The sequence below is a fragment of the Sphingobium sp. DC-2 genome (assembly GCF_000722555.1).
Taxonomy (GTDB): Bacteria; Pseudomonadota; Alphaproteobacteria; order Sphingomonadales; family Sphingomonadaceae; genus Sphingobium; species Sphingobium quisquiliarum.
Window position 1 is genome coordinate 1 of record NZ_JNAC01000131.1, and the last position, 21,883, is coordinate 21,883.

Genomic DNA, 21,883 nt, shown 5'->3' on the forward strand with positions numbered 1-21,883 from the left:
CTCCTTGTTGCCCATTATGCCCGGCCACACACGGAAATCCTGACAGTCCCTCAAGGCCTGCCACTTCGATCCGATGCTGAACCGCAGCTACAATGACATGGCCCGTCATTACGGGACGGCCGTATTGCCGGCGCGGCCCCGGAGGCCGCGCGGTAAGGCGAAGGTTGAAGCCTGCGTCGGCATTGTCAGGCCGACTGCGCAACCGTGTCTTCTACAGCCTGACTGAGCTCAACGCCGCTATCGCCGAGTGCCTCGCCGATCTCAATGAGACGCGGGTTCTTCGCCAGTTCGGTCGCACCCGCCGCCAGTTGTTCGAGGAAATCGACGCGCCCAATCTCAAGCCGCTGCCCGCCGAGCCCTGGGTCCATGCGGAGTGGAAGCGATGCCATGTCGGGCTCGATTACCATATCGCCCTCGATCATCACCATTACTCTGTGCCCCATCGCTTCGCCCGCCGTGAGGTCGAGGCCCGCTTCACCGCGCGCACCGTCGAGATCTTCCTGGGCGGCGAGCGCATCGCGGTTCATATGCGTGGCAGCGGCAACGGCCGGCATACGACGGTGCCCGAGCATATGCCTTCGAGCCACAGGCGCTATCTGGAATGGACGCCGGCCAAAATCCGGGAAGAGGCTGCCCGGATCGGGCCGATGCTGTCGCTGCTGGTCGAGCGCATTATCGCGGACCGACCACATCCCGAGCAGGGCTACCGCTCGTGCCTTGGTATTATCAGCCTCGCCAAACGCTTCGGTGCCGATCGGCTTGAGGCTGCTGCGATGCGCGCGCTGGAAATCCAGGCGCGCAATTACCCGTCCGTCAAATCGATCCTCGAAAAGGGGCTCGACAAGGTGCCCGTGTCCAAAGCCCCGGAACGCGAGCCGATCCTGCACGACAACATCCGGGGCTCCCAATATTACCACTGAAAGGAGCGACGATGCTCAAACACCCAACCCTTGATCAACTGAACCAGCTTGGGCTGACCGGGATGGCCCATGCCTTTGCCGAACTGGACGGCAATGGTGACGCCGCATGTCTTGGCCATGCCGAGTGGCTGGCCCTGCTGCTCGATCATGAAGCAACCTGGCGCAACGATCGGCGTCTTGCGCTTCGGCTGCGTCACGCCAAGCTGCGGCATCATGCGGTGCCTGAAGACGTTGATTATCGCAGCGCGCGGGGGCTCGACCGCCGGCTGTTCGAGATGCTGCTCAAGGGCAACTGGATCGCCGCCCACGAAAACCTGGCCATCATCGGACCCACAGGGGTCGGCAAGAGCTGGCTTGCCTGTGCGATAGGCCACAAGGCCTGCCGCGACAATCGACCGGTCCTCTACACGCGCCTGCCGCGGTTGATCGACGACCTGTCGCTGGCCAAAGGGGACGGCCGCATCGCCGCCCGCATGAAGAGCCTTGGCAGGGTCGATCTGCTGATACTGGACGACTGGGGGCTTGAACCGCTCGACGGAAATGCCCGCCACCACCTGCTCGAGATCCTTGAAGATCGCTATGGCCGCCGCTCAACCCTGGTGACCAGCCAACTTCCTGTGGCCCGCTGGTTCGATCTGATCGGAGATCCGAGCTACGCCGACGCCATCTTGGACCGCCTCGTTCACAACGCTCATCGGCTCGAACTCTCCGGCGAATCCATGCGCCGAAATCTCCCTGCTCAAGCCGCTTGACCAACAACGAACAGGAATGACATCTTCACCCAACGATCAGATGATCCACCTGCGCGCGATCAGATCGGGACGCTGCGCGGCATCAGATCGGAATAGATGCGCGCGATCGTCGGAATCCGCATGTCTGGCCATGGGCGGTCAGATTATCGAGGCTACCGTCGGCCCGCTCCCAAGCAGCGCAACACTTAGAGCAGAATCCGATCACTCTGGTTCATACCCGGCGGCAGTAAAGTAATTTGCGCATTCTTCGGGAGTGAAGCGGGGCAGTGCCTCGCGGATTGCATTCCATAGCTCGGGGACGGTTCGGGCGGCGGCTTTCCGCAGCATGGCCTTGAGTTTCGAGAAGGCGTTTTCGATTGGATTGAAGTCGGGACTGCATGGCGGAAGGAACAGCATTCGCGCCCCGACTGCTTCGATGGCTTCACGGGCCGCCATCGTTTTATGAGCTGGCAGATTGTCGAGGATGACGATGTCGCCGGGACGCAGCGTTGGCGCCAGAACCTGAGCTGCATAGGCAGCGAACCATTCGCCAGTCATGGGACCGTCCAGGACCATGGGTGCGGTCATGCCCGTTAGCCGCAGCGCGCCGGTGAAGGTGGTGGTTTTCCAATGGCCGTGCGGGATTGGGGAGCGACAGCGCATGCCGCGCTTGGCCCGTCCTCGCAGGCGCGCCATTTTCGTCGATGCGCCGGTCTCATCGATAAACACCAACCGTTCGGGGTCGAGATCAGGTTGAGCCTTGAACCATGCGCGTCGCCGCGCGAGAACGTCGGGCCGCTCCTGCTCGCTGGCGTGCGCTGTTTTTTCACGGTCATTGAGTGACGGTCAAGGAAACGCCAGATCGTGCTCGGAGCAAATACGGCTCCCTGCTGCGATCGAAGCATCTCGGCCAGTTCAACAAGCGTGATGTCCACCTGCTCCTCGATCGCACCGAGAATAATGTCGCGATGGGCTTCAATCCGCCGCGACCGCATGTCGCCGCCCTGCGGCTTCGCCCGCGTCGATCCAGTCTCCTGCCATTCGCGAACCCAACGGATCGCGCTCGCCGCCGCAACTCCAAAACGCTCCGCTGCCGCGCGCCGTGACAGGCCTCCATCAACCGCCGCAATCACCCGCGAACGTAAATCCTCTGAGATGGACTTCGTCATGCCAGGCTGGCCTCCTTGTCCAGCTGACATCTTGAATCAGATGTTCCAACGAAAAGGAATCGTCCAGATTCAGTTAGGTCGGATTATGCTCTAGAAGGAGAAGATGGCGGTCAAGGAAAGCCGCATCCCCAAGGACCAGGCGCCTGCCAAGGTTGGGCAGAAAGACCGCGGTGCGCGCTGGTCGATCCAATTGCCCAAGCCAAGGTCGGGGAAGGTGCCGATCCCAAGCAGCGAAACCGGTCGATCTGGCCATTCTGATGTTCGGCTATAAAGACCATATCAGCACCGATCGGACCCATGGGTTGGTCCGCACCTGCGATGCGAGCGCTGCAAATGCCTATGCCGGGGCGCGACTGCCCGATCTGATCAGCAACGAGAACACTGCTTGGAGCGTTTGGACCGATACCGCCCGTTCCTCGCAAGGGGCATATTCACCAGTAGCGGTTACCAGGCGAACGCTGCCCAAACGGATGGCCAAGGCTAGAGCGGTTTTCGACCGTTCTGAATCGGGATGGGATTCCCCTCGAGCGCGATTTCTGATTCAGAACCCTTGCTGGTGAAGGAGGCCGGCATGGATGGCTCTTTCGATGGATTTGCGCACTCGGCTCTTGGCAGCGGTGGATAGTGGATCGAGTTGCCGTGCTGCGGCGGCCCGGTTTGGTGTTGCACCATCAACGGCGGTCCGCTGGCGGGCACAGCAGCGCGAGACAGGTGACATTACCCCAAAGCCCCGCGGCGGCGATATGCGCTCGCGGCGGATGGAAGAGCGGACAGCGGACATTCTGGCCATTTGGGATGAGCGCAGGGACATCACCCTCGAAGAACTGCGTTTGGCGCTGGCGGACAAGGGCATGGACGTTTCCGTTGCCGGGCTACATCGCTTTTTTGTTCGCCGTGGACTGACGCGCAAAAAAAGACAGGCCATGCGATAGAGCAAGATCGACCCGACGTCCTGAAGCAGCGTCAGGACTGGTTCGAGGGTCAACTCGATCTCGAACCGGAGCGCCTGGTCTTCGTCGACGAAACCTGGACCGCGACCAATATGACCCGCAGCCACGGTCGTTGCCCGAAAGGCGAGCGGCTGCGGATGGGCTTCCCGCATGGACATCGAAAAACCACGACCTTGGTAGCGGGTCTGCGCATGACGGGCATGGTCGCACCGATGGTGCTCGACGGCCCGATCAATGGCGACTGGTTCGAAACCTACGTTGCCCAGGTGCTTGTGCCTGAGCTCCGGCCTGGCGACGTTGTAATCATGGACAACCTGTCGAGCCACAAACGGGCGGCGGTGCAGGACAGGATCAAAGCCGCCGGAGCTACGCTGCGTTTTCTCCCGCCCTATAGCCCGGACTTCAACCCGATCGAGAAAGCGTTCTCCCGCCTCAAGGCCATGCTCCGTAAAGCGAGCGAGCGTACCGTCAGCGGCCTGTGGAGCTTGATCGGGAAACTCGTCGATATCTTCCAGCCCCACGAATGCGCTAACTACTTCAGATCATGCGGGTACGAACCAGAATGATCGAAAACCGCTCTAATGCAAAACAGTCGAAGGTCCGCGCTGCCGTCGAGCCTGTCTTTGCCCGGCAAAAGCACCGCATGGGCCTTCTCCGCACCATCGGCATCGCTCACGCCGAGATCGAGATCGGCATGGCCAACTTAGTCTATCATCTCCAGCGCCTCCCATGGCTTGAGGGCAGACTGCGCTTGCATGACATGGAATCAGCGACCAGAACGCGGCCGACATAATGATCACGCCGCCAATTCAGCAGAAACAGCGCCCTTCATCAGGCTTCGTGTCCCATTCTAAGTAATCAGACCGAAATCACCCTGTCTTTCGATGTGTCCAGCTGCATTGCACGACATCATTCTTCGGAATGTCGCACCTTTTCGAAGTCTATGATCTTTGCAGATTGGTGACATGCGCGCCCCACGAACCAGTCAATCTCGTCTTTCCACTGCTCAACAGTGAGACCTGACATATCGAGTGCCCATGCCGGCGGCGCACGCAACCGACGCATGGCCAATAATATCTTCTTTTGTAGCAGAGGGTCCCTTGCTGCTTCTCGGGCCCAGTCGATGTCGCCCTGTCGCGATCCTACTTCCGCGTCATGCAATCTGACATGCGGATCAGCCAACATGTTCAGAAGTGCGGTGGCGATCAAGTCCTCAAGAAGCGTCCTTTCGGCCCCGCCACCATCGCTCATAATAACTCTCCCAGCTAAGCCTCAGTTGATTGACATCGTCAAAGCACGGATGGATCCTGCGAGTGCGACCTAGATCAATAATCGAATGAGCCGACCGCGCCGATATTGGAACAAGCACGAGGCGATCTGGAGTTGCCAAAACAGCCTTAGCCGGAAAAATTCACGATTCTTCGCACATTCAAAAGACCGCGAATCATCCCATTCACAGTGCTCAGATAATCGCGCATATAGGAGACACTGGTATCAGTGAGGTCGATTAAATCGCGACGTTTATCTTTGGGGTCCGGCCACCTGCGCAACAAGCCTTCATTTGTCATCTGAGTCACTGCCCGCAACGCTGTAGTCATGGGCACGGAGGCAGCAATGCACACGCTTGAAACGGAAAGTGTCTGGTTCTCAAGCCGCGCACGCATAAGATCGAGAAGTATGTCCCATACCGGGTCTGCAAAGAGGCGATTCGAAAAATAGCGTGTCCGCAATGACCGCACACCTAAAATCATTTGCAACGTGGCAGCCAAATCTTCATCTGATTGTCCGGTAATAGTTGAGGCCTCCCCAGCGCGTCCGTTCAAGGACGCGAGCAATCGGTTGAGTTGCAAGCCGATTTCCGACAAAGACCCTCGCTTCTGCAGATCTGAATGCTCTCGCAAACGACCGATGGCTCGGCGTAAGGCTGCGGCGCAAGTGTCAATATTGAAGGGGCGCACAAGCACATCGACTACTTTGGATCGCAAGGCTTCAAGTGCCAACTCTACAGTGACGGCGTCGGTGACTATAATCGGAGCAACAGGCCGACCATCACCAGACCGTAGCAAGAGTTCGTCAATGACACTCAAGCCATCCATATGCGGTATGTGTTGACTTGCGAGTATGATTTGTATGGACGAGTCACGGTGCAGGAGATCAATCGCTTCGCTCAGGCTGTTGGCACTGTAATAATCATATCCCAGCGTTCCGAGCGCATGCTCGTAGTGACCCAATGCCGCAGGGTCATTCTCAACCACCATAACTGTCGGTGAGATGAGATCAGGTGACTCAATAGTGGATAACGAAACGCTCGAACTTTCATTCACAAAGAAAAATGCCCCTTACCATTTAAGTCACTTGCGCCATCATCAGTTGTTTATAAGCGTGTAAAATAGTTGCCTAATCGATTTCCTCTTTCGCTCATCATCGAGTTGCAAATACTTATTTGTTGAGACTGCGCCTTAATTTACATCAAAGCTTTGCGATGACTTCTTTTCATCGGCAATTTTCAAGGGATCGACGGCGCGACCGCCACGACGCACCTCATAGTGCAGGTGCGGCCCAGTAGAGCGACCCGTGGAACCGACATATCCTATGATGCTGTTCCGTAAGACACGCTGTCCCGGCTCAACCGTAAGCTGTGACATATGGCCGTAGCGCGTCGCCATTCGCGCACCATGATCGATGGCCACCAGAAGGCCATAGCCACCGCTCCAGCCAGCCTGCGACACAATGCCGTCAGCAGCGGCGCGGACGGGAGTGCCCATGGGAGCAGCAAGGTCTACCCCTTGGTGAAGTCGTATTCCGCCCCGAAGCGGATGAGCACGCATGCCGAATGCGCTCGTGATGCGGAGGAAACCAAGTGGCCGCGCTGCAGGTGCGGAAAAAAGGAGCTTAGTTGGGGAGCGCAGGAGCAGGTCGCGCCGCAGAGCGTTCGTCTCGACAGCACCATCAGCAAACCGATTGAATCTATCTGGTGGCTGCGCAGTAGCATCAGCTTCGTAAATCGCAGCGAGCGAAGGCACGCGATTTGTTCCGTCCGGCCAGGCGCTCATCAAGCGCTTGAACTGATCGTCCCCAAAGCCCGATTGCTTGTCTTGCGCTTGCGGCCCGGAAGCTGCCGACCGCTCTACATCAGCAGGAGACGCAGCGACAGAATGCGGTGGGAACAACAGCAAAACGGCGGCTGAGCAGGCTGTGCCAAGCCAAGCATAAAGCGCACGCATAGGGTTCGCTCGATCTTCCCTAGGGGGAGATATCTGTATGGCTCCGGTGAGGGCCGCCTTGCGGTGATCGGGTGATATTTCGAGATGGCACCGGTGCAAGCGCCGGTGTTTGCACCGATACTAGGGACGGTGCGATGAGTCAGATCACGGTAATTTCAGGCCCGGAGCGGCGGCGGGTATGGACCGACCAGCAGAAGCGCGAGTTGGTTGCGGCGGTTTCGGTGCCCGGCGCGAACGTGGCGGAGATTGCCCGGCGTGCTGATCTTCGGCCGAACCAGATCTACAGATGGCGGCGGCAGATGGGGCAGGCAGCGCAGGGCTTTGCAGAGGTGCGGGTGCAGCCCGATCCGATACCGGTGAGCGGATCGGCGATCATCGTGGAGTTCGAACGGGCGATTGTGCGCATCCCCGCCGGTGCCGCGCCCGGTCTGGTGTCGGCAGTGCTGCGGTCGGTCAAGCCGTGATCCCAGTCCCCTCCGGCGTTCGGATATGGATCGCAACGGGGCACACGGACATGCGACGCGGCATGCGCAGCCTGGCCCTGCAGGTGCAGCAGAGTTTCGGACGTGACCCATTCGCGGGCGACCTCTATATTTTCAGAGGTCGCCGTGGCGACCTCTGCAAGATCATCTGGCATGATGGCGTTGGCATGTCGCTTTACGCCAAGCGCTTGGAGCGCGGGAAGTACATCTGGCCCTCGGCCGTGGACGGCGTGATCGCCATTTCCCCCTCGCAGATGGCCTGCATGTTGGAGGCGATCGACTGGCGTAATCCGCAGGCCACTTGGCGTCCGACATTGGCCGGATAAAAGCCCCGGCATGACCTAAGAAGCTAGGGATTCCAGTGCTTTTCCGCTATGTCCTTGCCCATGGGGACCGAGGCGCAAGCACAGATCGACAGCCTTCGCGAGCGGCTCGCCGCTGCCGAGGCTGTCGCCGCTGAAGTCGCCCGCATCAAGGCGATCAACGCCGATCTGGAAGCCCGCAACGCCCTTCTCGAACTGCAGAACGAGAAGATGCGCCGCACCCTTTTCGGCCAGCGATCGGAACGCACGCGCCACCTGCTCGACCAGATGGAACTGGCATTCGAAGAGTGCGAGACGACCGCCAGCGAAGATGAGGCTTTGGCCGCGCTGGCGGCGGCGAAGACCAACGTTGCGCCGTTCGAACGCAAGCGTCCCGCACGCAAGCCCTTGCCTGAGCATCTGCCACGCGAGCGCGTCGTCATCGCCGCGCCCGAGGCCTGCCCCTGCTGCGGCTCGGATCGGCTGTGCAAGCTGGGTGAGGATATTACCGAGACACTTGAGGTCGTGCCGCGCCAGTGGAAGGTGGTCCAGACCGTGCGGGAGAAGTTCTCCTGCCGGGATTGTGAGAAGATCACCCAACCGCCGGCGCCTTTCCACGTCACGCCCCGCGGGCTCTTTGGCCCCAGCTTCCTGGCGATGCTGCTGTTCGAGAAGTTCGGCGCGCATCAGCCGCTCAACCGCCAGCGTGACCGCTATGCCCGCGAGGGGGTGGAACTGAGCCTTTCGACCCTGGCCGATCAGGTCGGCACCTGCACCGCTGCGCTGATGCCGCTCTATCTGTTGATTGAGGCGCATGTCCTGGTCGCGGAGCGGCTGCATGGCGACGATACGACGGTGCCGGTGCTGGCCAAGACCAAGACCGATACGGGCCGGATCTGGACCTATGTCCGGGATGATCGACCTTTTGGCGGACCCGCGCCGCCCGCAGCGATCTTCCACTATTCCCGCGACCGGCGGGGCGAGCATCCCGTGGGCCATCTGCGCGACTGGAGAGGCATTCTCCAGGCCGATGCCTATGCCGGATATAATGCGTTGTTCCATGCGGACCGCCTGCCGGCGCCGCTGACCCGCGCCTTATGCTGGAGCCACGCACGCCGCTATTTCTTCGAGCTGGCCGATGTCGCCGCGCAGCTCAAGAAGCGCCGCAAAAAGGCGCCCGTCATCTCGCCGCTGGCAGTGGAGGCGGTCCGCCGTATTGACGCGATCTTCGACATCGAGCGCGCCATCAACGGCAGACCGGCACAGGAGCGTCTTGCCCTTCGACAGGAACTCAGCGCACCGCTGGTTGCAGATCTGGAGGAATGGATACGCGACAACCGGTCAAAGCTGTCGAAGAACAGCGATGTGGCCGAGGCCATGGATTACATGCTCAAGGCATGGCCTGCCTTCGCCGCGTTCCTCGATGACGGCCGCATCTGCCTTACGAACAACGCGGCGGAACGGGCGCTGAGAGGTATAGCCCTGGGCAGAAAATCATGGCTCTTCGCCGGTTCAGATCGAGGCGGTCAGCGCACCGCCTTCATGCTGAGTCTCATCGGCACGGCAAAGCTAAACGACATCGATCCGCAGGCCTGGCTCGCCGACGTTCTCGCGCGCATCGCCGACATCCCCCAGAACCGTCTCCATGAACTGCTTCCCTGGAACTGGCGCCACACAGAGGATCAACGCCAAGCCGCCTGATCTGCGGCCTTCACCGAATGCCTACAGATATCTTGCCGATGGATCAGCAGATCCATGCTCAACCGGCAGCAAAAACTACCGTGACCTCAGACCTCGGCAAATTGTGCCTGACCCATCAGGCTGATGGCTAAAAACCCCCGGCATACTGCCGGGGGTTTCATCTATCTCCGGCAAAGCCGGAGATAGCCTTCGTTACGTATTAGAACACGTAAACGTTGGCGCTCGCGCCGACCGTGTCGAGACCAGTCAGGCCAGTCACGCCGGACAGCTCGATGACAGTGTCGGTCGCACCGCCCTGGCTGAATACATAGCTGTCGCCAAGATACTCGAAGACCAGTGCTTCGTTCGCACCGTTCGCTGCCAGATTGGCAATGCCAAGAGCTTCAGTGAGCGTTGCCGGACCAGCACCGGTGAAGGTGAGCAGGCCATTTTCGAACTGGCCACCGGCGACCGCGAAATCTCCCGCCTGGACCGATCCTGCCAGCGAGATCACATCGAAATCGCTCTGAGCCGTTGCGTCTTCAGCCGTGCCCTTCTCGAAGCCGACGATCGAGCGGTCATTGGCTCCAACGAGTACGTCGTCCCCGGAACCGAGAGTGATCGAACCGCTCGCAGCCAGATCCGCCAGGTCAAAGGCCAGATTGCCAGTGAGCGCCGACGCGTTCACCGATGCCACGTTCGTGGCCCCAGCCAGATCCAAGTCAAGTGCCTGGGCGCCCGACACCGTCACACTGGTGAGGTCGCCCGTGCCGTTGAAGACGAGCTCATTGCTCGCGTTAGCGCCACCAGAGACGACCGACAGTGACGCTGCGTCGTCAGCGCTAATCACGAGCTGAGTGGCATTGTCACCGGCGCCAGTTGCCGCATCGACGAAGGCCGAGTCGAAGACTGCGTTGACCGAGGTAGCGTTGGTGGTAACCGAAGCATCCGCAGCCGTCGCAGCCGTGGTGGATGCCGGAGCAGTCGATGAAGGCTCATCGATGTCAAGGGTGACAGTCAGCGCACCAGGAGTCGCCTGGTTGAATTCGAGGTCGTTGCCAACCACGGTGTCACCCGTGACGCGATAGCCGACATTGGCGCCAACGTTCAGCAGTTCGGCGTTCGCACCGACGTCACCCGTCGTCACGAATTCCGTAACTGTGTTGTTGGAAGCCAAGATGTTGACGTCAAGCGCTTTGCCCAAGCCAGCAGCATCGAACACTTCGAAGTTCGAAAACGCACCGATGTTGGCCGCACCCACGATGTTAAGCCGCAGCGTATCCAAGCCTGCACCAGCGTCGATGGTGTCACCGGCGTTAACCGTTGCAAGGCCTCCGACGTTGAACGTGTCGACACCCGCACCAAGATTCACGGTGAGTTTGCCATCGCTCCGGCTGTTGACGACAACGGTATCGTCGCCATCGCCAGCATCGACGGCGGTCGTGCCAGCACCATCCGTGGTGACCGTGATCTCGTCAGCACCAGCGCCCGAAACGACTGAAGCGGATACCGTCTCGTCAATTGACGTGGCGGGATCGTTTGCTGCAGTGGTGGTATCCAGCGTCACGACATCATCGCCCGCGCCGGTCGCGATGCTCGCAACGTCCGTGTCGCCGATGAAGCTGATCGCACCAGCACTAGCCGCAGCGTTGACCGAGGTGACCTTGTCGGTGCTGCCCGAGTCGTCAACGGTGAGAGTGGTCGCAACCGCCGAGTTAACCGTCAGCGTCTGCTCGTCTTCACCGACAGTCACGTCAAGCGCCAGCGAAGCCGCAGTGGCGTTCGCCGTGTTCTGCTCCAGAGTGCCCTGCACGGTGACGCTGTTCAGCGCCTCGCCAGCAACATCAAGGTGGGCAACGTTTGCCGCCGTCGCGCCGGCCAATCCATCAGCCTCGATTGCAACGCTGGTCGCCGTCGCAGCGGCAGTGACATCAATGTCACCGGCAGCGGCCTCCAGGTTGCGGAAGCCTGCGACAGTGCCCTCTGCAAGGTTGGTCACGTCCGCGGCAGCGCCAATCTGCCAGAGCTGCTGGACGCCGGCATAGTTGGACGCATCAGCGAGATCGGCTGCAGCAGCGGCATTGAAGATGTTGACGATTTCGACATTTTCCACCGTCGTGTTGGCGGGGAACGCATTGTTTTCCGTGCCAGTGGTGTAGATGTTGAGGGTGTCGGTACCCGTACCGCCATCAAGGTCGTCAAAGGCCGAGAGCGTATCAACGGCCACACCGGCAGCGTTCACCGGCAGGGCATTGAAGACATCATCGCCGTTGGTGCCGGTCAGCGTGTCGGGACCCTGAGTCAGGGTGAGCGTCTGAACAGCCGTGCCACCGCTGCTGTCAATGGTGGTCGGGATAATCGGGGTAGGCGCGGTCGCCGGAACGGTGGTGCCACCTAGCGTCAGACCCGCGGCCGAAACGCGCGCTTCAACGGTGCCATTGGCGAAGCTGATCAGCGTGCCGTTGGTGTCGTTTTGCAGCGTGATGCGCGCAACCTGAGTGCTGCCGCTGAAGACCAGCAGCTGGTTGCCAGCCTGCTGGAAGGTGTAGGACGAGGTGGCGCCGGTCAAACGGACCTGCTCGACATTCTGGTCAACGACAATGCCGGTGGCGTCGTTGGTGTAGGTGACGGTTTCGGTGCCGGCGGCGCCGAACACGTTGCCGCCGAAGGTCACGCCGGTGAGGTTGTCACCCGACGAAAGATAAAGATCAGCCATTTGCTTGCTCCAGAAAAACTGGGATGTCCAGTTAGGAAGGTATTTGCACTGTGACGGCGATGATCCCGCCCTTGATGGGGCGGGATCACATAAGGATCAGGCGAAGGTACCTGCGCCGAAGACAGTATTCAGGTCGCTTGTGCCGAACAGCGCCGCGTCTTGCGCCTGGGTGAGACCCGTCAGCACAACCTGGGTCACCTGGCCGCTGTTGGCATACTGGATAGTAGCCTGGCCATCGGTAAAGTCGCTGTTGTTGAGCGTGCCCGGGTTACCGGCGGGGCTGACGATCTTGTCGCCCGCACCAAAGCCGCTGATCGTGTGCACATAGTTGCCGGCCTCGACCGTGAAGGTGACGTCGCCCGGCGAAGCGTCGCTCGTTCCTGCAGCGTTGATCGTCACGCCCGTCGAGGGCGGCGCGGTGACGTTCACGGTCACGGTGTATTCCGTGACTGCCGTGCCGTCGCTCACGCGGATGGTGAAGTCGTCGGTGCCGACAAAGCCCGCATTCGCAGTATAGGTGTTGGTCGCCAGATCAATCGTGCCGTTGGCCGGGCCATCGGTGGGGCTGATGGAGGCGGTGAGTGCATCCCCGTCGACGTCTGAGGCGCTGATCGTGAATGCCTGCGAGGCACCCGATACGACCGAGAAAGCCCTCGTGGCCGAGGCGTCGATGGTCGGCGCATCGTTCACAGCTGCCAGGTTAACCGTGACAGTCTGGGTCGATGAAGCACCAGCCGAGTCGGTCACAGTCACGGTGAAGCTGTCGGTGCCATTGAAGTTCGCGTTCGGCGTGTAAGTGAACACGCCGTCTTGACCACCGGTCACGGTGCCATTCTGGGCGCCAGCAGCCGAATAGGTCAGCGCGTTATTCTCTGCGTCGGTCGCCGATACCGTGATAGTCGCGGCAGTGTCTTCCGTGCCAGCAACAGCCTGCGTTGCGGCAACGGTCGGCGCAGTGTTAGGCGGCGGAGGCGGCGGGGGAGCCACCGGCTCATTGTCATTATCGTCGCCGCCAGAAGCCGCGAGCGCGATCAGGCCACCCGCTGCAACGACGCCGCCGATGATCAGCGGAGTGCTGACGCCACCGCCGCCGACGCCAGCACCGGCGTCCGCGCTGCCGGAAGCCTGCGCGAAGGAGAAGGACTCGCCGCCGAACATGCTAGCGGAACCGGCCATGGCGCCGGACACATCGGCCATGACGTTAGCAAACGAGAAATCGCCGGCGAGCGACGCGTCAGGCGCGAGCGCGCCAGGCACCGCCTGCTGCAGTTCATCGGCTTCACCCTGCGACAGAACGGCAGCGGAATGATAGGCTGCGGCCTCTGCAGCCGCAGCCTCGTCATGGGCCTGCTTCTGTGCAGCCTGCTTGTCATGATGGTCTTTGGCGCGGCCGAGCACCTTCGCTCGCGCAGCTGTCGCCGTCGTTACGTTCTTTGTCATTTTTCCCCCAATATGGGCTAGAACCGGGGCGAGATGGTCCTCGCTGGCTGTTGTCTAGCAACGGCATTCGGCTGGAACCAAGCGCAACTGGTGCCGAAATGCTACCAAATTGAATGTATTGGGGCGAGAAAGGGTTAGATGCGAGGCTATTTGCAGTATCGCAGTGAGGTTAAATGCGGCGAAGCGAGCCTGCGGCGACGCTCCCTGGTCGATCTATCTAGCGCTCTGTCATGGCTTCGCTCAGGGTTTTGTTGATCGGCTTTGTCAGATAGTGCCACACTGTGTTCCTCCCTGTCTGGATCTCCGCGGTCGCTGTCATTCCAGGCTGTATCTCAATTTTTTCACCGCGCAGATGCGGCTTCATGGGTCGAGGATCCGCGATGATGTGAACCCGGTAATGATAAACCTCGCCCTGCGGGCTCTGTTCAGCGAGCGTATCGGGGCTAATATACGTAACCCTGCCGAGCGCTGATCCGTAGATCGACGAATCATAAGCGTCGAACTTGACTGAGGCGGGTTGGCCAACCCGGACGTAGGCAATGTCGCTTGGCGGCATTTTGGTTTCCAGGATCAGCTGATCGCCGGTGGGGACTATGCTGACCACCTCGTCGCTCGGCCGTAAAACGCCCCCAATGGTGGTGAGTCGAACATTCTTCACGATGCCATCTACCGGGGCGACAATGCGGGTATCCGCAAGCGCATCGCTGCGCTGGTTGAACACCTCCCGGGCGGTGACGAGATCTTCTTCCGTTTTTGTATATTCGGCCTGGAGATCCTGGATATATTTGTTTTTGGCATTCACGATCTGCGACTGAATGTCGGAGACGCCGCGCTGCAATCGCAGCACATCGGCCCGGCTGACGTCGCCATGTTGGAGCAAAGGCATGTTCATGTTCAGCTCCTGCTCCATTAACCCGAGCATGGCGCGAAGTGAGGCAAGCTGATCCTGCAACGCCTGCCGCCGTTTCTGGTAGAGCAGCGTCTGATTGGCCATGAAGTCCGGGAAGGGCTTTACTTCCGCCGGAAACTCCAGTGGTCGGTCGAACAGTTCGGCATTGATCCGGGCCATGCTCGACATCAGGGAGGCGACCTTGCCCTGCGCTTCGCCGACTGCTGCGCTGATCTTGGTGTCGTCCAACTGGACCAGCAATTGACCCTTCTTCACGGCCTCGCCTTCGCGAACCAGGATATTCGCAATCTTGCCGCCGTCGGTGCTCTGAATGACCTGAACCCGGCCGGTCGGGATGATCTGGCCAGGCGCGCGGCTCACCTGATCGAGCTCCGCCCAGAAGGACCAGATCAAGGCGAGCGAGAAGAAGGCTATGATCCCGATGATGATCAAGGAGGATGGTCGGAGCCATCGGTTTCGGAAAGCAGGAGAGATTTTCATGCGCGTGCCCCCTTCGATGCATCCGCCACCTGATTGGCGGGCTGCGGCACTGATGGTGTTTTTTTCAGCCGGTTGAGGACCTCGCCCGTGGGACCATCAAGGGCGATCTGACCATTGGCCATGACAAAAACTCGGCTGGCGAGGTTCAGTAGCTGGAGCTTGTGCGTCACCAGTATCAATGTGGTGTCGAGGGTGAGGCTCGCCTGCAACGTGCGCAGGACAAGCGCCTCGGTATCGACATCGAGATTGGCCGTCGGCTCGTCCAACAAGATCAGCTTTGGCTTGGCGAGGAAGAGCCGCGTGAGCCCCGTCAGCACCCGCTGTCCGCCGGAAAGTCCCCGCCCGCCTTCGCTGATTGGCAGATCAAGTCCCCGAGGATGCGCCGTGATGAGGTTGATCAGGCCCGTTCCTCGCGCCGCTTCCATGATCTCATCGTCGCCCGGGTCCGAAAGGCCCAAAATGAGATTATCGCGAAGACTGCCGTTCACCAGGCGATAATCCTGTGGCAGATAACCGATCTGAGCACGCAGGAGATCCTCGGCGATCTGGCCCATATCGAGCTTATCCATGAGGATCTGCCCTTGCGCAGGCGCATAAAGGCCCGCCATCAGTTTTAGCAACGTCGATTTGCCAGAGCCTATGCCGCCGATCACGCCGATCCGTTCGCCCGCGTTTATCTCCAATCGTGGCACGACGAGACCGGTGCGCTGTCCCGGATAAGCGAACAAGACATTATTGAACGACAGGGAGGGGGAAAGGCGGTTCGGACGAAGCTGGTCGACGTGAGGCGGCCGATCGACCGGCAACTGCAATATATTGTCCAGCATTTGCAAAGATATTTTTGAGTAAGTCCACTGCACCAAGAGGGACGGAAGCTGGCCTAGCAGAGGCCCGTTAACCCGGCCAGAAAGGATAGAACAGGCAATCAGCGCGCCCATCGATATGCGATTTTCGAACACCTCGACCGCGCCCCAGGCGATGAGGCAAACATAGGCGATTTGCTGGATCGTGCCGAAGATGGTTCCGGCCATCGCCTGCAGCCTCTTTACGGGCAATTCCGCCGCATGCACCTCTTCGAGCAAATGATTCCAGCGTGACAGGAGGAACCATTGGCCCCGATTGGCCTTCATCGTTTCGGCAGCGTCTAACGCCTCTACGAGCAACCCGTTTTTGCGATTGCCACTTGCCTGCGCCTTTCCGGTGTTGTCGCGAATGAGCCAGGCGAAAAGCAAAGCCACTAGAATGGCCACGGGGAAGGAAATTGCCAGAACGATCGCAATTACGCCGCCGAGCTTGGCGATGACGACAATGAAGAGAATAGCGAAAGGCAGGTCGGCAAGAGCAAACAAGGCTGACGATGAGAGCATGGCACGGATCTGTTCCAGCCCCTTCAGCTGCGCAGCCGTTGTGCCGATGGAGGGCGGCCGCGCGTCCATTCGCACCTCGGCCGTCCGTGAAAAAAAGAATTCTGACACTTCAGTGTCGATTTTGACCGCCTCATCCTCAAGCATATTTGCTCGCACCACGCGCAGGATGAAGTCGAACAAGATGGCCACAATCGCGCCAGCCGTCAGAACCCAAAGGGTGGAGAATGCGCCACGCGGCACCACGCGATCATAAACCTGCATCGAGTAGATGCTGGTTACCAGAGCGATGACATTAACGACGAATGTGGCGAGAATTGCGAAGAAAATAGTGTGTTTTCGACGGAACACCGCCGACTTGAACACGTCGATGGCCTTTGTGAAAGTCTGGCGGCCTGCCGGCAATGGAATGACCAAGTCATAGAGGTGCGCTCGGTCTGCATCGCGCCAAGTCGTGCTGATCCCCTCTTTGACGATGGCCAATCGATTGTCGCTCTCCACGCGCTCGGCCACCGCCCAGCCGTGATCCGGGTGGTAGACCAGCAGCGGGAACTCATGCGCTCGCGGCATTTCCACGTAAGGCGTGGGAGGGGCCCAGCCCATCGCTTGGCACACTGCGTCCAGTGTGGTCGGGTCGTCACCCCTGATATCGCGGGCAGCATCGGCCCAATCCGGTCGCAGATCGACACGCCGCATGCGGGCGAGCGTTGCAATGGTTGTAACGATTGAGTTCGTCACGTCAGTTCCCCCCATCGGCCGTAACCGAAGCCGATTTTCCAAATGTTGGGCGCCAGCGCCCACTTCGCAGCATCACCCGCACGGCCGTGGACATCGCTGTGACCTGGGCGTCCACCCGGCCCATCTGCGCCGTGACAGCCTCACGCAAAGCATTCATGACGTCCAGCCACGACCGACGGCCAGTGATAAACTGACGCATGTAGCTTTCGCTAACGCGTGCCGCCGTTTCCGATGCTCCCGTGGAAATCTGAGCGCGCGCCCTGGCCGCATCATATTCGATGAGATCGTTAGTCACCTCGCGACGGAGTTGCTGTTCGCTCACGCGTACATCCTCAAGCGCGCCTTGGATCCTCAGCCGAGACCTTTCCACCTCGGAAATCTGGCTCAAGCCGCCACTGGTCTGTTGCCGCAAGACCAGTCCGACTCTGCTGCCGAACACGTCATCATAAGAATATTGCGCATTTAGTTGTGGCAAGATGGACGCCTTGCTGGCGCGCAGGTCCGCTTCTGCAACCGTGACCAATGCGCGGAGGCGGCCCAGCTCGGGATCGTAGCCAACAGCCTCCTCTTCCAACCCGGCGCGGTCTGTCAGGTCGACGATGTCATATGCGGGGATGGCACCGAGATCATAATTTGGATCTGCAATAAGTTCTGCCAGGATCCGCAATGTAGATCGTCGCTGAGCGCGGGTAACAGTGTAGTCCTGTTCAATCTGGGCCGCTCGCGACCGCGCAAGATCAAGGTCGGCAAGCGGGCTTACCTCCTGCTCGACCCGTCGTTCCATGGTGCCGACCAACCGCCGATGCTCTTGCAAGCTTTCGGCGAGCAATTGCTCTCGCTGAGCGAGGCGCACGACATCGAAATAGGCTTGGGCAGTAGTTTGGGCGAGTGTCACCACGGTTTCAACATAGGAGGAGGCGGACACGTCTTCCGCAGCCTTTGCGCGTCGAATATCGGCGCTAAGCCGCCCCCCCGACCATATTGGTAATTCGGCGATCACTTGCGGTTCCGGTGAAGCGTCAGCGTCCAGATAGGCCAAATTCCCGGTGAGGCTGGGGAACCGCCGCCATTTGGCAGCGCGGACGTCGGCTGCTGCAGCACCGAGCGCTGCGCGAGCCGATTTAGCCGAGGGATAATTGCGCGTGACGATATTGACGGCATCGTCAAGAGCTCGTGGCACCTGGGGCGGCGGCTCTGTCCAGCTGATCTCTGGTAGACGCCCCTTCTCGACCTTAGGCGCTGGAGGACCATAGGGCGCGACGGGCCCTTGCTTGGCTCCCGGCTCCTCCTGCGCTGACCCGATAGGCGCTGTGGGAACTGCAGAGACAGACGCTTCGGCAGAGGACTGGACGGTCACCCCGCTCACTCCTGTCGCGCCGAGGGACGGCTGAGCCTGGCTCATACCGACGGTCCCGACAAATTGAAGGGCGCAGATGACGACGATCGCACTCAACGCAGCTCGCCGGAATGAGCGAGTAGATACTTTGCGGTCCAAAGTTCAGTTTCCTGGCTGATTGTAAGTAGAAAAGTGCGCGCGGCTATCGTTCGATTGTCAGATTGCGGGCGCGATGATCCTTCTCATCTTTAGTGAGGCTGACCAGCCCTGCCTTCTTGAGGCGCTCCAGCACCGCATAAAAGCCTTTGTAGGATGTGGCAGCCACCTCCATCGCTTCATTAACGCGAAGCGATCCGCCCATCATCAAGCGAAGAAGCACCCTCGCCTCGGGAGTGAGCAGTCGAAGTTGCTTCTTTCGGTAAAGCCGCGCATCAAAATCGATGAGTTCTTGCCACCGTGGATCGCTCGTATCGATCATCAGCAAATCTTCTGTGTGATCGTCCTCCATAGTTGATTGCCTAATTTGCCGACCCGTGAGGGGTGTGTATAAGGTTTATATGTAAATGTCACATATAAAATGCAACGTGGGCATAGTTCGTGGACGGAGCTGGCGATGGAGGCTGTCGATCGGCTTGTGAGCCGCCGCTCCTCCTCAGCAACAGAGGGCAGATCAACTGCCATCACCTTGCAGATCGCCTCGCTCGAGCGTCCGCGGGAGGTGAGCGGTTGCCGGCATCGTGGAATGCCTTATTTCAGGATGGCTCTTGACCAGCATACACAAAGCCCCCACAACAGCCCTGCAATCTCGCAAAAACCGCGGATTTCCGTGCGCTCGGGTGGCAGGTATTTCGGTCTCGAATCCTCTCTCCCCGACCAATTTCTGCGCATGGATGTGAATATAAGGCGTCGCGCCGGGCCGTGGCGCGGGCCTTCATGCTTGGCTTTACATCCTCGAACCCGTTCGGGCTGAGCGAAGTCGAAGCCCCCAGCCGAGCGGAGCGAGGCAAAATCGGCCTTCGTTTTCCTCAAGGCGAACGGAAACATAAGGGGATGATCCCCGCCCCTGCATGCCCGCAGGAGCGTTTCAGCAGCCCGTCAGCACCGCCAAAGCAGGACACAAGGCCCGGCACACCCGCACCGGGCCCTCCTCCAGCATCTCCGCGTCAGGCTTCGCCGAAGACGCGGCGGAAGATCGTGTCGACCTGGCGGAAGTGATAGTCGAGGTCGAACTTCTCCTCGATCTGTCCGGGGGTCAGCGCGGCCGTGACATCGGGATCGGCTTTCAGAAGCTCCAGCAGCGATAGCTGCCCATCCGACTCCCACACCTTCATCGCGTTGCGCTGTACATAATGGTAGCTATCCTCGCGCGAGACGCCAGCCTGCGTCAGCGCCAGCAGCACGCGCTGCGAGTGAACGAGGCCGCCCATCTTGTCGAGATTCTTCATCATCCGCTCAGGATAGACGAGCAGCTTGTCGATCACGCCCGTCAGGCGGCCCAGCGCGAAATCGAGCGTGATGGTGGCGTCCGGGCCGATATAGCGTTCGACCGACGAGTGGCTGATGTCGCGCTCGTGCCACAGGGCGACATTTTCCATCGCGGGCATGGCGTAGCTGCGCACCATGCGGGCAAGGCCGGTCAGATTTTCGGTCAGCACCGGGTTGCGCTTGTGCGGCATGGCCGAACTGCCTTTCTGTCCTGGCGAGAAATACTCCTCCGCCTCCAGCACCTCGGTGCGTTGCAGATGGCGCACTTCCACCGCCAGGCGTTCGATCGAACTGGCGATGACGCCCAGCGTCGCGAAGAACATGGCGTGGCGGTCGCGCGGGATGACCTGCGTGGAAACCGGCTCGATGGCGAGGCCCAGCTTGGCCGCGACATGCTCCTCCACGCGCGGGTCGATATTGGCGAAGGTGCCGACCGCGCCCGAAATGGCGCAGGTGGCGACTTCCTCCCGCGCGGCGACCAGGCGGGCGCGGCAGCGGGAAAATTCGGCATAGGCCTCCGCCATTTTCAGGCCGAAAGTGACCGGCTCGGCGTGGATGCCGTGGCTGCGGCCGATGGTAGGCGTCAGCTTATGTTCGAAAGCGCGGCGCTTGATGACGTCCAGCAGCTTGTCGAGATCTTCGATCAATATATCGGCGGCGCGGGAAAGCTGAACGGCAAGGCAGGTGTCGAGCACATCGCTGGAGGTCATGCCCTGGTGCATGAAGCGGGCTTCGTCGCCCACCTGCTCCGCCACCCAGGTCAGGAAGGCGATGACGTCATGCTTGGTCACGGCCTCGATCGCGTCGATGGCGGGCACGTCGATCGCGGGATTGGTGGCCCACCAGTCCCACAGCGCCTTGGCCGCCGATTTGGGCACGACGCCCAGTTCGCCCAGCGCCTCGGTCGCATGCGCCTCGATCTCGAACCAGATGCGGAAACGCGCCTCCGGTTCCCAGAGGGCAGTCATTTGCGGGCGGGCGTAGCGCGGGACCATCGGGTCGAATCCTGATTGCTGATGAAGGGTCGCCGCGCGACTAGCAGCCTCGTTCCCGAAGGGCAAATGGGCGGAAAAAGGCTCTCCTGTCCCGCCTTCCGACAGTCCTTTCATCGTGAATATCGCAGCCGGTACAGACGAGTTGAACCATATGCGCGGGTGAATGGATGAAGATGAACAAATGTTCAGGAAATCTGCCGGACAGTCATGTATTCAGATGAACAATTCATCGTACCGCGTGTCTTGCAACGATGGGAATTAATTAAGGAGTTCGCGATGATCCGCGTTCTGACATTGTCGATGGCGATGCTGATCAGCCTGCCCGCTGCCGCACAGCAAGCCTCTTCTCCGCAGACGGAAGCCACTGCGCCCTCTGCTCCTTCCGCCACCCCCGCAAGCCCTGCCGACTCCATCGCGTCGATCGTCGACACCGAGTTTCCGGCCTATGACGCCAACAGCGACAACCAGCTCGACAAGAGCGAGTTCTCCCGCTGGATGGTCGCGCTCAAGGGGCAGGAGATGAAGACGACCGGCAAGACGCTGGCCCCTGCCGAGATTACCGCCTGGGCGGACGGCGCGTTCGCCACCGCTGATGCTGACAAGAGCACTTCTGTCAGCAAGGCCGAACTGATCAGCTATTTGAGCGGCGGCGCCTGACGAAGAACCTCCCGCGCCAAAGCGGGAAGACCAGCCTGAACAAGGGTCGCACATGAGGCGGCGTGGAGCGAAGGCCACGCCGCCTCCTTTTTTAAGCCGTATAGATCAGCCGCGCTTTTTGTTCGCGTACAGCAGCGCGGCGACGATGGCGGCCGAACCGATTCCCACGGCCGTGCCCATCCACACGCCCTTGCTGGCGGACTTGCGCGCGGCGGATGCCAGATCGGCCTTGTCTTCGGGGGTATCGGCGGTTTGGGCGCCTTCCGAGGGCGCATCATGGCTGGGCTTGGTCATAATGGTCCGA

General features: G+C 60.3%; 18 protein-coding genes and 3 pseudogenes. 9 read left to right on the plus strand and 12 right to left on the minus strand.

Annotated features, from left to right (window positions below; genetic code table 11):
* Both ET21_RS26215 and istB read left to right on the plus strand, forming a co-directional pair.
* Positions 1 to 920: pseudogene (locus tag ET21_RS26215) on the plus strand (IS21 family transposase); the annotation flags it as partial.
* Between the two features lie 11 nt (positions 921 to 931).
* Entirely contained in the window at positions 932 to 1,672 is a 741-nt protein-coding gene (istB, locus tag ET21_RS0122415; RefSeq protein WP_030541453.1) for an IS21-like element helper ATPase IstB, read from the plus strand.
* Between the two features lie 201 nt (positions 1,673 to 1,873).
* Here the strand turns inward: istB and ET21_RS27350 are convergent.
* Positions 1,874 to 2,820 (minus strand): IS630 family transposase gene (locus tag ET21_RS27350; RefSeq protein WP_237751650.1). Its coding sequence is split into 2 segments (ribosomal slippage): positions 1,874 to 2,481 and positions 2,481 to 2,820, totalling 948 coding nucleotides; the frame shifts between segments, so codons are not numbered across the junction.
* A gap of 94 nt (positions 2,821 to 2,914) precedes the next feature.
* Between ET21_RS27350 and ET21_RS28660 the strand changes: the two are divergent.
* The 3 genes and pseudogenes from ET21_RS28660 to ET21_RS0122445 all read left to right on the plus strand — a co-directional run.
* Positions 2,915 to 3,242: pseudogene (locus ET21_RS28660) on the plus strand (IS5/IS1182 family transposase); the annotation flags it as partial.
* 153 nt (positions 3,243 to 3,395) lie between these two features.
* Positions 3,396 to 4,336 (plus strand): IS630 family transposase gene (locus ET21_RS27355; RefSeq protein ID WP_237751651.1). Its coding sequence is split into 2 segments (ribosomal slippage): positions 3,396 to 3,741 and positions 3,741 to 4,336, totalling 942 coding nucleotides; the frame shifts between segments, so codons are not numbered across the junction.
* Positions 4,337 to 4,344: 8 nt separating this feature from the next.
* A pseudogene (locus ET21_RS0122445) lies at positions 4,345 to 4,563 on the plus strand (hypothetical protein); the annotation flags it as partial.
* A gap of 116 nt (positions 4,564 to 4,679) precedes the next feature.
* Here the strand turns inward: ET21_RS0122445 and ET21_RS0122450 are convergent.
* The 3 genes from ET21_RS0122450 to ET21_RS27360 all read right to left on the minus strand — a co-directional run bounded on the left by ET21_RS0122450 (position 4,680) and on the right by ET21_RS27360 (position 6,994).
* On the minus strand, positions 4,680 to 5,021 hold the full coding sequence (locus ET21_RS0122450) for a hypothetical protein (protein WP_030541459.1): 342 nt from the start codon (positions 5,019 to 5,021) through the stop codon (positions 4,680 to 4,682).
* A gap of 146 nt (positions 5,022 to 5,167) precedes the next feature.
* On the minus strand, positions 5,168 to 6,094 hold the full coding sequence (locus ET21_RS0122455; RefSeq protein ID WP_156029334.1) for a response regulator: 927 nt from the start codon (positions 6,092 to 6,094) through the stop codon (positions 5,168 to 5,170).
* A 135-nt stretch (positions 6,095 to 6,229) separates the two neighbouring features.
* On the minus strand, positions 6,230 to 6,994 hold the full coding sequence (locus ET21_RS27360) for a M23 family metallopeptidase (RefSeq protein ID WP_237751652.1): 765 nt from the start codon (positions 6,992 to 6,994) through the stop codon (positions 6,230 to 6,232).
* A 134-nt stretch (positions 6,995 to 7,128) separates the two neighbouring features.
* Between ET21_RS27360 and ET21_RS0122460 the strand changes: the two genes are divergently transcribed.
* From ET21_RS0122460 to ET21_RS0122470, 3 genes are read left to right on the plus strand one after another with little or no spacing between them, the layout of a single operon-like run.
* The gene (locus tag ET21_RS0122460) at positions 7,129 to 7,458 is read left to right on the plus strand and encodes a transposase (protein ID WP_030541461.1); all 330 of its coding nucleotides are present in this window, start codon (positions 7,129 to 7,131) and stop codon (positions 7,456 to 7,458) included.
* Positions 7,455 to 7,802 (plus strand): IS66 family insertion sequence element accessory protein TnpB, encoded by a 348-nt coding sequence (gene tnpB, locus ET21_RS0122465; protein WP_030541462.1) that lies wholly within the window; start codon positions 7,455 to 7,457, stop codon positions 7,800 to 7,802. The genes ET21_RS0122460 and tnpB overlap by 4 nt, the downstream gene beginning before the upstream one ends.
* Positions 7,803 to 7,862: 60 nt before the next feature.
* Complete coding sequence (locus tag ET21_RS0122470; RefSeq protein WP_030541463.1) at positions 7,863 to 9,479, plus strand: IS66 family transposase; 1,617 nt, start codon at positions 7,863 to 7,865, stop codon at positions 9,477 to 9,479.
* A 199-nt stretch (positions 9,480 to 9,678) separates the two neighbouring features.
* Here ET21_RS0122470 and ET21_RS0122475 read toward each other — a convergent pair whose 3' ends face one another.
* The 7 genes from ET21_RS0122475 to purB form a co-directional block, all read right to left on the minus strand.
* Positions 9,679 to 12,174: a hypothetical protein gene (locus ET21_RS0122475; protein WP_030541464.1), complete on the minus strand. Its 2,496-nt coding sequence runs from the start codon at positions 12,172 to 12,174 to the stop codon at positions 9,679 to 9,681.
* A gap of 96 nt (positions 12,175 to 12,270) precedes the next feature.
* Positions 12,271 to 13,614 carry a cadherin-like domain-containing protein gene (locus ET21_RS0122480; RefSeq protein WP_081856842.1) on the minus strand — a complete coding sequence of 448 codons (1,344 nt, stop codon included), beginning with the start codon at positions 13,612 to 13,614 and terminating at the stop codon, positions 12,271 to 12,273.
* A 217-nt stretch (positions 13,615 to 13,831) separates the two neighbouring features.
* Complete coding sequence (locus ET21_RS0122485; RefSeq protein ID WP_030541466.1) at positions 13,832 to 15,004, minus strand: HlyD family efflux transporter periplasmic adaptor subunit; 1,173 nt, start codon at positions 15,002 to 15,004, stop codon at positions 13,832 to 13,834.
* Entirely contained in the window at positions 15,001 to 17,106 is a 2,106-nt protein-coding gene (locus ET21_RS0122490; protein WP_162180725.1) for an ATP-binding cassette domain-containing protein, read from the minus strand. The genes ET21_RS0122485 and ET21_RS0122490 overlap by 4 nt, the downstream gene beginning before the upstream one ends.
* A 1-nt stretch (position 17,107) precedes the next feature.
* Entirely contained in the window at positions 17,108 to 18,286 is a 1,179-nt protein-coding gene (locus tag ET21_RS27365; protein ID WP_162180726.1) for a TolC family protein, read from the minus strand.
* A gap of 358 nt (positions 18,287 to 18,644) precedes the next feature.
* Positions 18,645 to 18,950 (minus strand): helix-turn-helix domain-containing protein, encoded by a 306-nt coding sequence (locus ET21_RS0122500; protein ID WP_030541469.1) that lies wholly within the window; start codon positions 18,948 to 18,950, stop codon positions 18,645 to 18,647.
* A gap of 655 nt (positions 18,951 to 19,605) precedes the next feature.
* Positions 19,606 to 20,922 carry an adenylosuccinate lyase gene (gene purB / locus ET21_RS0122505; RefSeq protein ID WP_021238230.1) on the minus strand — a complete coding sequence of 439 codons (1,317 nt, stop codon included), beginning with the start codon at positions 20,920 to 20,922 and terminating at the stop codon, positions 19,606 to 19,608.
* Between the two features lie 276 nt (positions 20,923 to 21,198).
* Between purB and ET21_RS0122510 the strand changes: the two genes are divergently transcribed.
* Positions 21,199 to 21,579 (plus strand): EF-hand domain-containing protein, encoded by a 381-nt coding sequence (locus ET21_RS0122510; RefSeq protein ID WP_030541470.1) that lies wholly within the window; start codon positions 21,199 to 21,201, stop codon positions 21,577 to 21,579.
* A gap of 105 nt (positions 21,580 to 21,684) precedes the next feature.
* Here ET21_RS0122510 and ET21_RS0122515 read toward each other — a convergent pair whose 3' ends face one another.
* Positions 21,685 to 21,873, minus strand: coding sequence for a hypothetical protein (locus ET21_RS0122515; protein ID WP_021238228.1), 189 nt, complete (start codon positions 21,871 to 21,873; stop codon positions 21,685 to 21,687).
* Between the last annotated feature and the right edge of the window lie 10 nt (positions 21,874 to 21,883).

Excerpts from the sequence above, each read along its gene's own strand:
- istB (WP_030541453.1), top strand. The coding sequence starts at position 932 with ATGCTCAAACACCCAACCCTTGATCAACTGAACCAGCTTGGGCTGACC.
- ET21_RS0122450 (WP_030541459.1), bottom strand. The coding sequence starts at position 5,021 with ATGAGCGATGGTGGCGGGGCCGAAAGGACGCTTCTTGAGGACTTGATC.
- ET21_RS27360 (WP_237751652.1), bottom strand. The coding sequence starts at position 6,994 with ATGCGTGCGCTTTATGCTTGGCTTGGCACAGCCTGCTCAGCCGCCGTT.
- ET21_RS0122460 (WP_030541461.1), top strand. The coding sequence starts at position 7,129 with ATGAGTCAGATCACGGTAATTTCAGGCCCGGAGCGGCGGCGGGTATGG.
- ET21_RS0122470 (WP_030541463.1), top strand. The coding sequence starts at position 7,863 with ATGGGGACCGAGGCGCAAGCACAGATCGACAGCCTTCGCGAGCGGCTC.
- ET21_RS0122475 (WP_030541464.1), bottom strand. The coding sequence starts at position 12,174 with ATGGCTGATCTTTATCTTTCGTCGGGTGACAACCTCACCGGCGTGACC.
- ET21_RS0122480 (WP_081856842.1), bottom strand. The coding sequence starts at position 13,614 with ATGACAAAGAACGTAACGACGGCGACAGCTGCGCGAGCGAAGGTGCTC.
- ET21_RS0122485 (WP_030541466.1), bottom strand. The coding sequence starts at position 15,004 with ATGAAAATCTCTCCTGCTTTCCGAAACCGATGGCTCCGACCATCCTCC.
- ET21_RS0122500 (WP_030541469.1), bottom strand. The coding sequence starts at position 18,950 with ATGGAGGACGATCACACAGAAGATTTGCTGATGATCGATACGAGCGAT.
- purB (WP_021238230.1), bottom strand. The coding sequence starts at position 20,922 with ATGGTCCCGCGCTACGCCCGCCCGCAAATGACTGCCCTCTGGGAACCG.
- ET21_RS0122510 (WP_030541470.1), top strand. The coding sequence starts at position 21,199 with ATGATCCGCGTTCTGACATTGTCGATGGCGATGCTGATCAGCCTGCCC.
- ET21_RS0122515 (WP_021238228.1), bottom strand. The coding sequence starts at position 21,873 with ATGACCAAGCCCAGCCATGATGCGCCCTCGGAAGGCGCCCAAACCGCC.